We start from the raw sequence: 16,374 nt of genomic DNA, 5'->3' as shown, positions 1-16,374 counted from the left end.
TTTGAATATAGGTAGGAATGTATAAGTGTAAAATTCCTGTTTTATTGGTTGTATTTGCTGTATTTTCCGGGTTTGTACAAGCCCAGGAAATACAGCGCTCCAAGGGACATTTTAGCGGAAGTCTGGAGACGAACTGGGGATTCTACATGAAGGATGATAAGTTGGGGGTGAAGAAGGTGGAAGATAAAGTGGCTACCAATACTTATCTGACTTTAGGATATTCATTTAAAGCTTTCCGTTTTGGTTTGGAATATGATATCTATGAACCACCAATGATCGGTTTTTCTCCGGAATGGGAGGGATGTAAGTTGATGAGAGGATTTGCTGAATGGGCCGGTGAGTCTTTGGAATTACGTGCAGGGACGGTATATGAACAGTTTGGAAGTGGTTTGATTTTTCGTACTTATGAGGAAAGGGCCTTGGGGATTAATAATGCCTTGATGGGGGGGAATATCAGGTGGCGTCCGTGGGATGGGGTGACTTTGAAAGTCGTGGCCGGAGTACCGCAGAAATTTCAGGAATATGCTCCGGTACGGATCTATGGTACAGATGGAGAAATAGATTTGGGAAGTTTGTTGTTCCCGGAAAACGGAATGCTGCTTTCGGTGGGTGGTTCCTGGGTATTGCGTGATGACAGAAGTGATGAACATAATGTGAAGGCCGACCGGGTAGTACGGAATTATGCCGGCAGGCTGGATTTGTCCAAAGGGATATTTTCCCTGGGAGGGGAATATGTTGCAAAAAGTCGCTCTGTGTATTGGGACGACGCATATAACATCCGCTATGGAAAAGGTCGTAATGTACTGTTGTATGCAGGGATCGATGCTCCGGGAATAGGTTTTTCCGCAACATTTCGTGCTTTTGAAAACGGAGATTTGCGGGTCGACGATTGCTTAAACGATGAAAGTGTCAGTTTGAATTATGTGCCGGCATTGACCATGCAACATAAATATGCATTGTTGACTTTATTTCCGCATGAGATAAAAATGGCAGGAGAGACAGGAGGACAATTCAGTTTGTTTGGGGAGCTGCCTATGGGGGGGAAAACAGGAAATCCCCTGTCTTTTGCAGTGAACGGATCTATGTATCGGAGTCTTACTGTGAAAAAGGACGATGAGAGTACGTATCTTTTCAGGCAGAAAGGAAAATTACTTTATGGAGAGATCGGCTTGGAATTGGAGAGAAAATGGTCGAAGAGTTTCAAAAGTACATTGTTGTTTTTCCACCAGAGGAAACTGGAATTCAGTAAATATGGTTTTGGGAATATGAGGATGGACTCAGAGGTATTGGTTGCTGATCTGCTTTACAAAGTTACCCCGAAAACTTCTTTACGGATGGAGTTGCAGCATGTGTGGAGCGACTCAAAAGATAATCAGCGTTGGGCCATGGGATTGTTAGAGCTGGGATTGGCTCCGGCATGGATGGTATATGTAAGCGATATGTGTAATTATGAAAGTTATGGTGACAGCCTTCATTATTATCGTGTCGGAGGGAGTTACAGCTGGCGTAGCTTGCGGGCATCTGTCGATTATGGCCGGAATCGGGAGGGAATACAATGTGCCGGGGGAGTATGCCGCTATTTTCCGGAACATACAGGAGTTACTGTCATGTTATCCGTTGCTATTTAAAAATGGTTAACCATTAAATATAAATTTATGAAGACAAAATATTTATTTTTTAGTGTTTTATTCGTGTTCATCGTATGGGGTATCGTTGCCTGTAAAGATGATGATGGGCTCGATATGCCTGTTGAGTTGACAATTGGCGGAAATCAAACAACTTTTGAGTTTCCGGCAATGGGTGGAGAACAAAAACTGGCAATGAAATCCAATTATCCCTGGGGTGCGGAAATGTCTCCATTGGAAGACAGTGTATGGTGTAAATTGAAAGTTTCTGAAAAAGAATTGGTGATCAGTCCTTTACAGAATCTGGATACATTAGTGCGCTCTTCCCGGGTGAAAATTTTTTCAGGGGAAGGGGAAAATATGAAAACTTTGTACCTGGATGTGGTCCAAAAGGCCGGAGATAAAATGTCTATTATGTTTTCTCCGGAAAAAGTCGTTTTTTCTCCGAAAGAAGAAACCAGGGAAGTGATGTATATGACTTTCAGTCCGGAAATCGAGTACAAGTGGCGTGGCGATACCTTGGTCGATTGGATTACCGTACAACTCGATGCAGAAAATTCAAAATTATTACTGACTTCCGAATTTAATGAATTGTTGACAGCCCGTCGTGCAACGTTGGAAGTATCCGGTGGTGTCGGAGGTAACCGTTTCACCGATACTTTGGCTATCGAACAAATGGGAAATGAGCCGATGATCGTGGCGAATCCGGATACTGTCCGTATAGATGCTGCCGGAGGTAGTGTTGATATTGAAGTTTTGTCGACAGTCGAGAAATATAATGTAGAGGCTTCGGGATGGGTAAAAATGGAACTGAAAGAAGGGGAAACGGATAAATACCTGTTATCAGTGGAGGCTAATCCGACTTTGAATGAACGTTCTATTGGAATTTTACTTAGCACACCTTATGGTGCTACTCCTTTTGTGAACGGAAGATTGACAGTTATCCAGGAAGGAAGTGTTTTGGCGAAAATTTCTACCGACCAGGAAAAAGTTAATTTTAAAACAGAAGGCGGTGAGATAACGGTGAAGGTAAACTCTTCCTGGGAAAACTGGAAAGCAGAAGTTAATGAAGAGGCGCAGGAGTGGTGTTCTATCAGTACAGAGGGAGATGTGCTGAAGGTGAATGCGACTGTTTCCGAGCTGGAAACAGATCGTACGGCTACCATCACCCTGAGTACCGGTGCGGCTTCTAATACGGCTTCATGTGAGGTGGTTGTAACTCAGCTCGGAACCAAACCGTCACTGGTACTTTCGACAGACCGGGTTACCTTGAATGAGGCTGGAGATGAAGTGATTGTAAAAGTCTCTACGAATGCAAAACTATGGGGAATGACCCTGCCTGAAAGCGAAGATAAATGGTGTACTGTGATACAGGATGATATTAATAATCAGATAAAGATCAGTGCTACACCTGCAGAAGCCGGTTCCCGTTCTGTCGAATTAATCGTTGAGATTCCTCAGACGGATGTGAAAGTGAAATTGACTATTATACAAAGTAAATATTATAAAGTAGGTGATTTGTATGTAGTCAATGGTGAACCCTTAGGTCTGGTATATGAAATCAGCGACGGAGGTGCCCATGGTAAAGTGGTAGCTTTGAAAGCTCACAGGGATCTGAATCTGTTGTATCGTACAGGATTACCTTATGATGAAATCCATCCGGAGGATCCTAATAATGTGGGAGTAATTGCCCGTAGTGAGACAGACGGACAGGAGAATATGAAAGCTTACAAACAGATCCCCGATTGGAAAACTCATTATCCTGTAGCTGCTTATGTCAGTGATTTGAATGACGAGAATGGAAATCCCGGATGGTATCTGCCGGCTATTAAAGAAGTACAGGCAATGGTAGGCTGGATTGACGGGGAGGTTTTATCTCCTGATGGTGAAGCTGGGCAGGAGCCTTCTGAAGCCATGAAAGAAAAACGTAAAGCTATTAACCAGTTGATCGTTGATAATGGAGGCAATGAGTTCTATTTCTATGGATATGATGTCAGTTTTATCATTGATCAGACCAATGCATGGGAGGCAGATTATTTCAACCGGATTTATACCTCGACAGAAACCGATTATCAGGTACATCCGATGGTATTTAAATTTTATTTGCGAAATGGTTGGTGGGAAACGATGCATGTCTATGGAGATCTGGCCGGAAGTTATGGAGAAGTTCGTCCGTTCCTTGCATTTTAACAAGTAAAAATATGTGATATGAAATATTTAATTAATTTATTGTTTCTTTTGGGAGCAGCCTTCTTTTTAGGAGGTTGCTCAGACGACGACGATCCTGTAGATACGCCCCGGCTGGAAGTCTCGGAGAGTTCCCTGCGTTTCGGTTCTCTGGCAACAGAGCAGGTTATTCAGGTAACTTCTAGTGAGGCTTGGAAAATTGTAAATATTCCCGAATGGTTATCGGTGGAGCCGGTAAGTGGACAAGCCGGAGAATATGAGGTAAAGGTTGCGGTAATTGAAAATACGACTGAAGTAGAACGAAAAGTACGCCTGGTGGTTCAGGCAGGAACAGAAAACTGGAATTTGCCGGTATATCAGCTGGAAAAAGGAGTATTGGAAATCAACGAAAAAGAGTTCATCGCTTTGTATAACCATACTTCCTTGAAAGTTCCTTACCGGTCAAACGGCACCTTGAATGTAACTTTCAGCGAAGGCGTGGATTGGATAACAGCTCCTGTCACCAAGGCGGTGACTGACCGGAATCTGGCTTTAACTTTGACTGTGAACAATTCCAATGTTATCCGGGAGGCTATGGTTTATCTGAAGGACACTCAGAGTAATCTGAACGATACATTGAAAGTGACCCAATATCCGGAACCCAAATGGAAATTGGACAACGATAAGCTGTTTGCCAAATATGATATGACAGAATTGACACATTCGTTTGAATGTAATATACCTTTTGATGTAGAGTTTGACGAAGAGGAGGTGAGCTGGGTAACACTTAAGGAAACAAAAAACGAAGACGGTCAATTCAAGATGGTTTTCAAGTTAGAGCCCAATACAGGTGAGTTTTTCAACCGCACGAAATTGCATCTGAAAAATAAAGTACTGGGATTGAGCTTCCCGTTATCTTTGAGTCAGATGTACAAAACTTACGACGGACATACTGTGATCTGGAAGAAACCGACTTATGATGATCCTTTTGCATCAGTACCTGATTTCCCGCGTATTACTTTCAATTTTATTTTGATTGGAGATGGTTTCACGAAAGAAGAAATTGAATCGGGGGTTTATGATTTATATTGCCAGGAAGCGATGGAGGGTATGGAGTCACTGGAGCCTTTCAAAACTTATTCGGAACGCTTCGGATTTATCTTGCTGCATGCTGAGTCTGCCGAATCTGGATGTACGGACTATAATGCGACTTATGGAGGACCTAAGGAAGTAAATACCCGATTCAAATGTTCTTATGATGAGTTCGGAACCGGTATGAACTGTGATTATACAGCTATTCAGGAGTTTGTCAAGACTAGTATTGAGGGTGCAGGTTTGGACTATATTCCGACTCAGGATGTTGTGATTGTGATGGCTAACGGTAAACGTTACGGAGGGGTAGCCAACCTGACCAAATCTGGAGAAGGAGTCGCTATTTGCCCGGTATCTGAGGAGCCTTTCCCGAATAATTTTGTCCAGATTCTGCGCCATGAAGCCGGAGGACATGCTTTTGGAAAACTAGCCGATGAGTACTCTTTCGGTGGTCCACTTGATGCGAGTACGGCTAGTTACCTGAAGTCATGGCAGGATGCGGGAATGTATCTGAACGTATCGATGTCGTCCACCGAATTTCCGAAACCTTGGCAAGAATTGAAAGACAGAGGTAAAATTTCCGATGTCTATGTCGGTGGTTTCTCGTGTAGTGGTGGGGTATGGCGTTCTTCTGAAAACAGTCTGATGAAAGGGATGGATGAAGGATTCAATATTTTGAGCCGTTATTTAATTTATTTACGAATGAAAAATTTCCGGGGGGAAGGTATGGATTTTCCGAGTGCATCGCTGGACGATTTCCTTTCCCGGGATAAAGAAGATGCTGAATAACTCTTTTTGATTAGCTATGAGAACGGACAGTGAAGAGGTGATTAGGCGTTTGATTATTCATTCTCTGTTGGAAGATTTAAACGAACAGGAAAGTCGGGCATTGGAAAACTGGCTGAAAACACCGGAGCATCAAGATTTTTATAAAAAAATCAGTAGACGGGAGTATGTCAGGTGTAAGATGGCTGGATTGGAGTTGTCCGATAAGGAAAAGGCCCGTGAACGTTTGAAATTGAATATTAGGCGTCGGATTGTGAGATACAGACGGCGGAGATGGTGGTGTTGGGCAGCAGGGATTGTTCTGCTGTTGTGTATGGGGGAAGGCGTTTGGTTTTATTGGCGAAATGAAGTGAAGCAAACAGATCAGGACCTGGCAGAGAGACTAACAGACTCCTCTCTGCCGGTCATTCGGCTGGCCTCCGGTAAAGAGATTGCATTGAACAGAGATTCTGCTTACAATTTGGATGGAGGCTTCTTGTTAGCTGAGGATGGGTATGCCCGTTATGAACCGACTGCAAACGTGAAGCGGGCAGACTCTTCTCAATATAATGAGATCCGGACACCCAGAGGAACGGATTATAAGATGATCTTACCGGATGGGACGAAAGTATGGATGAATGCGGAATCTGTAGTACGTTTTCCTGTAGTTTTTCCGACAGGAGAGCGTCGGGTAGCTTGTGACGGAGAGGTATTTTTTGACGTGGCACGTGATTCCTTGAGGCCTTTCCGGGTGGAAACGGCAGGAAATGTCGTGAAGGTTTTAGGAACCCGTTTCGATATCCGTCATTACGAAGATGAACCTTATTCGGCTGTGTTGTTGTCAGGAAGTATCCGGTTAAGCCGGGGAAAGCATGAGGTTTTACTGAAACCGGGAGAACAAGCACAGTTGATGGAAGAACGCTGGGTGGTTGGAAAAGCCGGAGCTTCGGCAACAAGCTGGATCGACGGGTATTTTTTGTTTGATAACCGTTCTCTGGAATATATCATGAGAGAATTGGCTCGTTGGTATGATATTGAAGTATTTTTTGTAGATAGTGATAAACAGAATGAATATTATTCTTTTGAAATTGAACGGAGTAGTTCGTTAAAACAGGTAATGAATATACTGGAGAAGACCCGTACACTGGATGTTGAATTGAAAGGCCGGACGGTCATTATCCGTTGAAAGAGAGGAATAGGTAATTTAATGAGAATATGAAAAATAATAGAGAGAATCGAATAGGGTGGGGAAAGGTCTGCCGTTGGGCAGGAATATGGATCCGGTTATCCTTATTTACTTTGTTTATATTAACCGAACCTTTAGTGGTTGAAGCTGCCGGACAGAGTGTGACATTACGTCTGGAAAATGTTTCATTAAAAGAAGCTTTTAAAGAAATAAAGAGACAGTTGGGTTACCGATTGGCTTATAATGAGCAAGTTATAAATACTATTGGAAACGTTTCCGTAGACGTTGTATCGGGAAATATAAATGAAGTGATGGAACAATGTCTGCGTGGTTCTGATTTTAGTTATGAGATTGAAAATCAGATTATTGTTATTTATAAGAAACAAGCCGGGGCCGATATGGCTGCTCCCCAGAAATTAATTAAGCTGGAAGGTGTCGTAGTCGATTCTAAAGGAGGTGTGCTGCCAGGAGTTACGGTTGTGGTGAAAGGTACCACGATAGGGGTGGCAACGGATATTGACGGTAAATTCAGTCTTGAAATAACAGAAACTCCGGGTATCTCTCTGGAATTTTCTTTTGTGGGAATGAATTCCAAAGAGATTCCTGTTAAAATAGAGAATGGAAAAGTACAACCTTTGCGGGTTGTTCTGGAAGAAGCAGAGACTGAATTGGATGAAGTTGTGGTTACCGGTATGTTTTCCCGTAAAAAGGAAGGATTTACCGGTTCTGCGGTGACGGTAAAAGGGGATGAATTAAAAAAGATCAGTACTACAAGTATTGCTAAGGCTTTGTCTACCATTGAACCCAGTTTCCGGATCATGGAAAATATCAGTGCGGGTTCGGATCCGAACCGTTTACCGGACATGCGTATGCGTGGTTCTTCCACGCTGCCTGCCGGAGGGGCCGGAGACAATAGCTTGGTGTCTTTGCAGGGAGAATACGATACTTATCCGAATCAGCCCTTATTGATACTGGATGGTTTTGAGATTGACGTGCAGACGATGGTCGATTTGGACCCGGATCGTGTACAGTCGATCACAATGCTGAAAGATGCTTCTGCAACGGCGATTTACGGTTCGAAAGCATCTAACGGTGTGATTGTAATAGAAACTTACACTCCGAAACCAGGAGAAATCAATGTGAGTTACGGCGGTAACCTGCGTTTGCAAATGCCGGACCTTTCGGCTTATAATTTGATGGATGCAGAGGAAAAAATCCAGGTTGAAGCTTTGGCTGGTTTATATTCTCCCAATGACCTGGATTCCCAACGGGACTATCAGAACCGTTTGCGTGAGGTGAAAAGAGGAGTCGATACGTATTGGTTGTCCCAACCTTTGCGGACAGCTGTACAACACCGGCATGCCCTGACGCTGGAAGGAGGAAGTGAGGCCCTGCGGTATAAATTGTATCTGGGACTCAATCAAACGCCGGGAGTAATGAAAGAGTCACGGCGTAGTACCCAGACGGCAGCGTTGGATCTTTCTTACCGTTACCGTAAATTACTGATGAAGAACAGCCTGACCGTGGATAATTCAACAGGAGATGACAGTCCTTACGGATCTTTCAGTGAATATACCCGTTTGAATCCTTATTTACGGCCTTACGGAGAAAATGGAGAAATCAATAAAATTATGCAGACCTGGGATATGATCTATCTGGGTAATTCACAACCTTATCAGGTAGCTAATCCGATGTATAATACGACCTTTCATAGTAAAGACCGGACCACCTCTTTTAGTATCCGTAACCTTTTTAAATTAGAGTATACTCCGACGGATGCCTGGCGTTTGCAGGCCGATATTTCTATACAGAAATCGACAGGTAAGGACGAGGTTTTCCGTCCTGCACAGCACACCGCTTTTGCTGAAGTGGTGGATCCTACCCTGAAGGGTGATTTTAAACGTAACCAGTCGGAGGATTTCAATTATATGTTTGCTTTTACAGCCAGTTATAACAATGTGGTCAATGATGTGCATTATCTGACGGGAAATCTGCGTTATTCGGTAGAGCAAACTCATAGCGAAGTCTATGGAGCAACGGTGACGGGTTTTCCGAACGGCAATATGGATCATATTTTGTTTGGTAAGAAATACAATGAAAACATGACCGGAAGTGAAGGAACTACCCGGGCTTTGGGAGCTGTGGCTACTTTGGGATATTCTTATGATTATCGTTATTCTGCCGATTTTAATATCCGTATCGACGGTTCTTCACAGTTTGGTAAAGACAATCGTTTTGCTCCTTTCTGGTCTGCAGGTTTACGCTGGAATATGAAGAAAGAAAGTTGGCTGAGAAATGTTAAATGGGTGGATGATGTGGTATTGCGGGCTTCATATGGGGTGACAGGTACACAAGGTTTTTCTCCTTATCAGTCCCGCTCAGTTTATACTTATACCAATTTAATGAAACCTTATTTTTCTTCTAATGCAACGGGGACGGAACTGGTCGCTTTGGGTAATTCGAATCTGAAATGGCAACAGACCGGAACCTGGAATGTTGGCTTGGAACTTTCCTTACTCAAAGGGCGTTTTACTACCCGGGCCGAATATTATATCAAGAATACGAAAAATTCTTTGGCACAGATTACGCTGGCTCCTTCTGTCGGTTTTGCTTCTTATCCGGAAAATATGGGAAATCTGGAGACGAAAGGGGTGGAGCTGAATTTTTCATTTATTCCTTATCGTAATCTGGATAAAGATGCTTATTGGATGATCACGGTAAATGGTTCACATAATGAAGAAAAACTGAAAAAAATATCGGATGCTTTGCGCCATATGAATGAGCTTAATACCAGCAATGAAAAAGACAAACCTCTGCCGATGTATGAAGAAGGAGAGTCACAGACGCGTATTTGGGTTGTCCGTTCGCTGGGAATCGATCCGATGACAGGAGATGAGTTATTACTGACCCGCAATGGTAAAGTGACCAGTGAGTATAATGCTATTGATAAAATCCCTTACGGGGACACAGAGCCGAAATGGCAGGGAAATATCAATACTGCATTTAATTATAAAGGATTTGGAGCCAATCTTTCTTTTAACTATAAATTCGGAGGACAGGTATATAACCAGACGTTGGTGGATAAAATCGAGAATGCCGATTTACGGTATAATGTAGATAAACGTGTCTTGCAGGAACGCTGGCAGAAACCGGGGGATGTGGCTAAATACAAACGCCTGACAAACTCTGTCAACGGATCGGAAACACGTCCGACATCCCGTTTTGTGATGGATGAGAATACATTGACTTTCGGTTCGTTGTCTCTGACTTACCGGATGGATCAGCAAAATACACGTTTCCTGAAAAAGAGTTTTATCAGTTCGTTGAAGTGGGGATTTACTATGGAGGATATTTTTTATCTCTCATCTGTAAAACAGGAGAGGGGATTGGATTATCCTTTTGCCCGTCAGTTTGCAATTTCGTTAAATGTAGTATTTAAATAATATGAATATGTATAAATTTGTATATGGTTTCCTGTTGGTGATCGTATTGGGGAGTAGCGGATGTTCGGACTGGCTGGATGTACAGCCTAAAACTTCCGTGCCGGAAGAGGATTTGTTTGCAGATGAGTTTGGTTTCCAGGATGCTTTAACGGGCTTTTATCTTAAAATGGGAGAGTCTTCCCTTTACGGACGTGAGCTAACCTATAATTATATGGAGATGCTTGCCGGACGGTATGAGTACGCTCCTGACATAACGAACTGGACATCGATTTATAATTATGACGGAACTTATAAAAGTATTAAAGATAATGTTTTTTCAGGTGCTTATAATATTATTGCGAACATTAATAATTTCCTGCATTATCTGGAGGTGAACCGTGAGGTAATTACAACGCCGGGTTATTATGAGATTATGAAAGGGGAAGCTTTGGGTTTGCGTGCCTTTCTGCATTTTGATCTGTTACGGATGTTCGGGCCGGTATTTGCTATGGAACCTCAGGGGAAAGCTATTCCTTATCGGACAGTATTCAGTAATGAACCGACTCCTGTATTACCTGCTACGGAGGTGGTAGACGCTTGTCTGGCGGATTTACACCAGGCAGATTCTCTATTGTGGGAGGCTGATCATGATATCTTTGTTCATGACGTCAATGCAGACCCGTTTCTGGAGCTGCGTCAGTTTCGTATGAATCGTTGGGCTGTAAAGGCTATGTTGGCAAGGGTATATTGTTACAAGGGGGATGAAGAAAGTAAAGCTAAGGCTTATGCTGTTGCCAGTGAGGTGGTGGAAAGTAAATTGTTCCCGTTGACTGAAGCTTTGACGACAGAAAACAGGATCTTATTCGATGAACATATTTTTAGTTTACATATTTATGAGATGGAGAAAGTGGTGGACCCTGATTTCATCAATCAGAATGTTTCCGGTTTGGGAGTCGGCAAAGAACTGTTCGGGCAGTTTTATGATTTATCTGCCGGTGGTTCTACTGATTTCCGTTCAGGAAATGCCGCTTTTCATGAGATGTTGATTACTGATGATACAAAGAAAATCTTGTCGAAATACGATCAGACCGGATATGCCTCAGATCATTTACCGAATTATACAGGAGCTTATTCCGGTGCAGATGTCATGCCCTTGATCAGGATTCCGGAAATGTATTATATTATGGCTGAATGTGATCCGGATCCGCAGAGCAGCGCTGAAATTTTGGATATGGTTCGTTTTAAACGGGGAATCGCCTCCAGTGATGCGACAGATGGGGGAAAAGGATATGACGAACCGGATACCCGTGAAGGATTTGACAGTGGGCATACGCGCCGGATCAACGAAGTGATGCGTGAATACCTGAAAGAGTATTACGGAGAGGGACAGCTGTTCTATTTTTATAAACGGCACAACTACGTCACTTTTGCAAATTGCAGTTTGGTCGATGTACGGACAAAGTATCAGTTTCCTTTGCCTGAAAATGAAGATATGTTTGGTATAACCGGAAAATAGTAAGTGATGAAAAGATTGATATATGGAATGATGGTTGTATTGATTACCGCCATTTCTTGTGAGAAAAATGATATAAAGGGATATAACGAAGCCCCCCGTCTGGAATTTTTCAATACAAAAGCCGAGTGTGTTTTCGATGACCGGGATTATATAAATGAAGTTACAGAACGTGCTTTAGGGGTAAAAGTGCGTTGTTTGGGATATGCTTTGGAAAAGCCTTTGAATTTTTGCCTGAAAACGGTCGATCAGATGGAAGGGGTTGTGTTTATACCTTCTTATGAATTTCCTGTTGGGGCTGAAACTTTTACGGCCCAGTTGGTTGTACCCCGTCCCCCTAGGGTCGGTGCCCAGTTGAATACAAAACTGACTTTTGATATAGAGAATGCTGAGCATGAGTTTGGGGAGGGACGTGTGGAGAATTCGGATTGTGAAGTTACTATCGCTTATACGATACGTCCTTCAGATTGGGATGAGAGGTTGTGGGGGATATACAGTAATAATAAATATATGTTTATGATGGACAACTTGGGGAAAATTTATGCTGAGACAGAGCAGACGAAAGAAGTCAGGGATGAGGTCAGTGCTAAGTATGAGGCTTATAAGAAGGCTGGTAATCCGCCTTTGATGGATGACGAAAATCCTCAGAATGAGATTGTGTTTCCTAAGGATTGATGATGAATGTGAACAGAAAAAATGATAGTATGAAAAAGATATTGGTATGGGGATTATTGGCTGTATTGGGAATAGCCTGTTACGATGATTTGGGAAATTATGATTATAATGACATCAACGATATGGTGTTAGAAATGCCGCGGAGCGTCAGTGTTACGATACCGAAGAAAGATTCGGTTTTGGTTGAAGTGAAAGCGGCTGTTACCCAGTTGGACCGGAAAGATAATGCCAATTTGACTTATTTGTGGAAAAAGAATCTAAGTGGGGTGACGTGGACGGAATGTGGTACGGATTCGGTATGCCGGATATGGGTTTACCCGAAAAATAGCGGACAGATTACATTACGGCTGGCTGTAACGGATACGGTACAGAATATCGTGACCTTCGGTGAGACGGTGGTTAATTTGGTGGCTGCATTTAACCGTTGTTGGTTTGTGCTGCAGAATATCGGTGAGAATGCCGTATTGGGATGTATCGATGGGGACGGTAGCAGCCGGGTTGCCGTACAAGATATCTATGCACAGGAAACGGGAGGCAGGTTGCAGGGTAAACCTTTGTTCTTGTCGATTAATAATTTGCATCTGAAAAATGCCATGCAGCAAGGATCTGAGGAGACATTGTTGGGTATTTTCACTGAAGGAGGGAAAAACTATATGCTGGATGGTGCTACTTTGGAAGAACGTTATGCATATAACCGAATGTTGTTATACAAAAAGCTGAATAATGACACCCATTATGCACCGATGTATGCGGAAGGAGATAAACGGGGGGAATGTATTATTGACGACGGGGTATTCTGGTTTGCCAAGCCGGATGGATTTTCTGTTTATTATCCGGTGAAAGCTGCAGATGGGGATTATTATGCAGAGAGGGCTTCCCTGGCTTATGATGTGTCACCGGAAGGAATAAATATTATTTATGATTCCAAGAACAAACGCTTCCTTTCTTACTATAATGCGGATATTGGCGGTAATAATTATAATACGAACCGCTACATCGCTAGCGGCATGGAAGATCTTTACGATATTGACGGAAGTCTGAATGAACAGAAACTGGAGACCATAGGCGAGCAGGCCGGTTATCCGAATAAATTCGATCCGAACAATATTGGAGATAAAGATGTAATTTATATCGGAGCGACGACTTCCCGCGATGTTCCGAAGATTATGGCGATAGCCAGTCAGGGAAGTAGCTTGTATATTTACGAAATTTCTCCGGAGATGATACAAGGGAAGAAAGGGACAATCTGTAGCGGTTATTGGGAATTGACCCCGGAAACAGGGCTTGTCGAAGGAAAATTACCGGTGGCCACTTCAGCTTATTTTGACCGTATGTTTTACTATGCTGTCGGTAATAAGATTTATCGGGCAGACTTGACTCGTTCAACTCCTCGTTCATATGAAATTTATGCCCATCCGGATCCTTCTGTACGGATTACCCGGTTGAAATTCCGCAGCCAACGGGAGGACCGTTGGGATATTTCGGGAGGAGATGAGGTAGAAGCGATTCCTTATGATTTTGTAAGTTACCTGGGGGGAGTGGCCGAATATCCGGATGGAAATTGCAGTATGCTTGAAATGAAGCTGACTGCAGCCGGAGAGATAGATAAGGAAGAGGGAACGAAAGACTTGATGGTTTATGAGTTTAAAGGATTTAAAAATGTAGTGGATTTTGTCTATGCTTTTAAATAAGAAGCAGTTGTTTTTCCGGGACCTGTTCAGGTCCCGGAAAATGTTATCCTGGTTGAAAAAAATCTGTTGGATTCTTTTTTTCTTGCTGTGTATGATAAAGCTTTATGCACAGTCGGAAGTTATACCTGGTTTGTTTACAACTTATCAACAGAATGGACGTATTTTATGGGTGATCCCGGATAGTCTGCTAGGACGTGATATGAGCCTGACGACTACAATATTGGAGGGTGCCGGACGAAAAAAAAAATCTGCTGATGCTAAATTCGGATATCAGGGCGATCGGTTCGGTCCGAGGATTTTACGGTGGGAGGAAGAGAAGGAACAGATAATATTGAAGGAGATAAGAAGTTATGTGGATACTTCCGGGTCATATTCACTCGGAAGTTTATTGTCTGAACGGGAAATGCCCCTTACCTTACAGGAATTTGAAATCTTGGGGTGTGAAAAGACCGGGAAGATCATTGATGTGACCGAATGGCTTCGTGATGGAAAGTTGTGGGGATTACAACCCTTTTCTTTTTTGATCGGGATAGGGAGTGAGCGTGAAGGAAGGGTAACGGCAATTCTTGGAACGCCGGAAAGTGTGATTGTCAGGTCTGAACGGATTTATGAAGCTGTAGAGAGGACGCCTGCAACTTCAGCAAATGGAGAAGTGACTCGATGGAAATTAGGTTGTTGTTTAAGGTTGTTGCCCCGGCATCTGATGCAGGTACGTTATGCCTCTTCAGGGGTTGGATATTTTACTGTACCTTATGCACATATGGAACCGGGAAGTTGTCAGGTCATCTCGGATCGCGTAGTGAAACGTTGGCGGCTGGAAGTGGCGGATCGTGATACGGCCCGGTATAGGCGGGGAGAACTGGTTGAACCCCGGCAAAAGATTAGGATATATATCGACCGTAGTTTTCCTGAAAAGTGGCGTCCTTATGTTTTACGTGCCGTGAACAATTGGAATGCTCTTTTTGAACGTAGCGGTTTTAAAAATGCCATAGCAGGACTTATGGCTCCGGATTCGGCCGGATTTACTTTAGATAATTCTGCTTTGTCATGGATCGTCTATAAGGCTTCTCCGATGGAGAATGCTTATGGACGTCCTTTTGTAGATTTCCGTACCGGTGAGATCCTGAGTTGTCATATTGCGGTTTTTCATTCGGTTTTTGATATGTTATGCCAGTGGTATATTGCACAGACAGGAGAAAGCGAGGAGGAGTTCCCGGACGAACTGGCTGGTAGATTGCTGGAGATGGTGGTGTCACACGAAGTCGGGCATGTACTGGGATTGACCCATAATTTTTATGGGAGTTCTTTGTGTGAAACAGAGCAGTTAAGAGATGCCGTTTTTTTACACCGTCATGGTTATGGTAGTTCTATAATGGATTATATGCGTATGAACTATGCTGTACAACCCGAAGATGGAGTCGATATGTCCGACCGGATACCCCGGATTGGCGCTTATGATTCATTGGCTATTGAGTGGGGATACCGTTATTTTCCCGGATTGGCGTCTGAAGAAATTCAGGAAAAATTGTCTGTTTGGATAGAAAAAAAACAATTGGAGCGTAAATATCGTTTTCAGGATAGCGGTGGAAACTTACCTGAAGCACAAGCCGAAGATTTAGGGCGTTATTCGTTGGAAACGGCAGAATTGGGCATGTGTCACTTGAAGCGTTTGTTGCGAGATACTCTGAGAAATAACGGGCGTCTGAGTGTTGAAAGTTGGAATCTTGCTATCCGAAAACAATATTCGGAGTACATAAATCAGGCTTTTACCTATCTCGGAGGGATAAGGAAATGTTGGGGGAATGATTCGGTTATAGTTGTTGCTGTGGGGAGGGAAGAACAGCAGGATGCCCTGCGTTTTTTACAAACCTATGTGTTGGAATCGGGAAAGGACCTGCCTCGGGAGTGGTGGGAAGACTGGGGAAGGGAGACTGTCAGACGGTTGGTAGAAAAAGCGGATTGTTTTGTAGGTTACGATCGGGAATATTCGGTCACTGAATATATCAGAGATTTGGGAAAAATATTCCGGAATGTATCTGGTGAGGAGTGTTGGGGAAGATTCTTGATATGGTGTTATACGGATTGTTTGATGGAATATATACAAACAGAAAGGAATAGGTATCCGGAAGTGGTGGCTTTGATGGAGGAACAATTGAAAGTGATGTATCGGAAAACAGACAAGGAAAAGGATGTTTTTTGGAAAGCGTGGAGAAAAAATGTGAATTCAATATGGAAATAA

General features: G+C 43.1%; 9 protein-coding genes. All 9 read left to right on the top strand.

The window, feature by feature from the left end; all coding sequences use genetic code 11:
- Positions 1–17: 17 nt before the first annotated feature.
- The 9 genes from ODOSP_RS08310 to ODOSP_RS08270 all read left to right on the top strand — a co-directional run bounded on the left by ODOSP_RS08310 (position 18) and on the right by ODOSP_RS08270 (position 16,374).
- Positions 18–1,628: a DUF6029 family protein gene (locus ODOSP_RS08310; RefSeq protein ID WP_013611897.1), complete on the top strand. Its 1,611-nt coding sequence runs from the start codon at positions 18–20 to the stop codon at positions 1,626–1,628.
- Between the two features lie 27 nt (positions 1,629–1,655).
- Complete coding sequence (locus ODOSP_RS08305) at positions 1,656–3,815, top strand: BACON domain-containing protein (RefSeq protein ID WP_013611896.1); 2,160 nt, start codon at positions 1,656–1,658, stop codon at positions 3,813–3,815.
- Between the two features lie 18 nt (positions 3,816–3,833).
- The gene (locus tag ODOSP_RS08300; RefSeq protein ID WP_013611895.1) at positions 3,834–5,672 is read left to right on the top strand and encodes a BACON domain-containing protein; all 1,839 of its coding nucleotides are present in this window, start codon (positions 3,834–3,836) and stop codon (positions 5,670–5,672) included.
- 16 nt (positions 5,673–5,688) lie between these two features.
- Complete coding sequence (locus tag ODOSP_RS08295) at positions 5,689–6,834, top strand: FecR family protein (protein ID WP_013611894.1); 1,146 nt, start codon at positions 5,689–5,691, stop codon at positions 6,832–6,834.
- A gap of 29 nt (positions 6,835–6,863) precedes the next feature.
- Complete coding sequence (locus ODOSP_RS08290; RefSeq protein WP_013611893.1) at positions 6,864–10,277, top strand: SusC/RagA family TonB-linked outer membrane protein; 3,414 nt, start codon at positions 6,864–6,866, stop codon at positions 10,275–10,277.
- Between the two features lie 7 nt (positions 10,278–10,284).
- Entirely contained in the window at positions 10,285–11,772 is a 1,488-nt protein-coding gene (locus ODOSP_RS08285; RefSeq protein WP_013611892.1) for a RagB/SusD family nutrient uptake outer membrane protein, read from the top strand.
- Between the two features lie 6 nt (positions 11,773–11,778).
- Positions 11,779–12,444 carry a DUF4843 domain-containing protein gene (locus tag ODOSP_RS08280; protein WP_013611891.1) on the top strand — a complete coding sequence of 222 codons (666 nt, stop codon included), beginning with the start codon at positions 11,779–11,781 and terminating at the stop codon, positions 12,442–12,444.
- Between the two features lie 29 nt (positions 12,445–12,473).
- Positions 12,474–14,135 (top strand): PKD-like family lipoprotein, encoded by a 1,662-nt coding sequence (locus tag ODOSP_RS08275; RefSeq protein WP_157741836.1) that lies wholly within the window; start codon positions 12,474–12,476, stop codon positions 14,133–14,135.
- Between the two features lie 91 nt (positions 14,136–14,226).
- The gene (locus tag ODOSP_RS08270; protein WP_167535989.1) at positions 14,227–16,374 is read left to right on the top strand and encodes a zinc-dependent metalloprotease; all 2,148 of its coding nucleotides are present in this window, start codon (positions 14,227–14,229) and stop codon (positions 16,372–16,374) included.

The organism is Odoribacter splanchnicus DSM 20712, from assembly GCF_000190535.1.
In the GTDB taxonomy this organism is placed as follows: domain Bacteria; phylum Bacteroidota; class Bacteroidia; order Bacteroidales; family Marinifilaceae; genus Odoribacter; species Odoribacter splanchnicus.
Note: the sequence above shows the minus strand (reverse complement) of the source record. Positions and strands in the feature narration are given on the sequence as shown.

What these genes read in the sequence shown, in the direction of transcription:
- ODOSP_RS08310 (WP_013611897.1), top strand. Translation starts at nt 18, where the DNA reads ATGTATAAGTGTAAAATTCCTGTTTTATTGGTTGTATTTGCTGTATTT.
- ODOSP_RS08305 (WP_013611896.1), top strand. Translation starts at nt 1,656, where the DNA reads ATGAAGACAAAATATTTATTTTTTAGTGTTTTATTCGTGTTCATCGTA.
- ODOSP_RS08300 (WP_013611895.1), top strand. Translation starts at nt 3,834, where the DNA reads ATGAAATATTTAATTAATTTATTGTTTCTTTTGGGAGCAGCCTTCTTT.
- ODOSP_RS08295 (WP_013611894.1), top strand. Translation starts at nt 5,689, where the DNA reads ATGAGAACGGACAGTGAAGAGGTGATTAGGCGTTTGATTATTCATTCT.
- ODOSP_RS08290 (WP_013611893.1), top strand. Translation starts at nt 6,864, where the DNA reads ATGAAAAATAATAGAGAGAATCGAATAGGGTGGGGAAAGGTCTGCCGT.
- ODOSP_RS08285 (WP_013611892.1), top strand. Translation starts at nt 10,285, where the DNA reads ATGTATAAATTTGTATATGGTTTCCTGTTGGTGATCGTATTGGGGAGT.
- ODOSP_RS08280 (WP_013611891.1), top strand. Translation starts at nt 11,779, where the DNA reads ATGAAAAGATTGATATATGGAATGATGGTTGTATTGATTACCGCCATT.
- ODOSP_RS08275 (WP_157741836.1), top strand. Translation starts at nt 12,474, where the DNA reads ATGAAAAAGATATTGGTATGGGGATTATTGGCTGTATTGGGAATAGCC.
- ODOSP_RS08270 (WP_167535989.1), top strand. Translation starts at nt 14,227, where the DNA reads ATGATAAAGCTTTATGCACAGTCGGAAGTTATACCTGGTTTGTTTACA.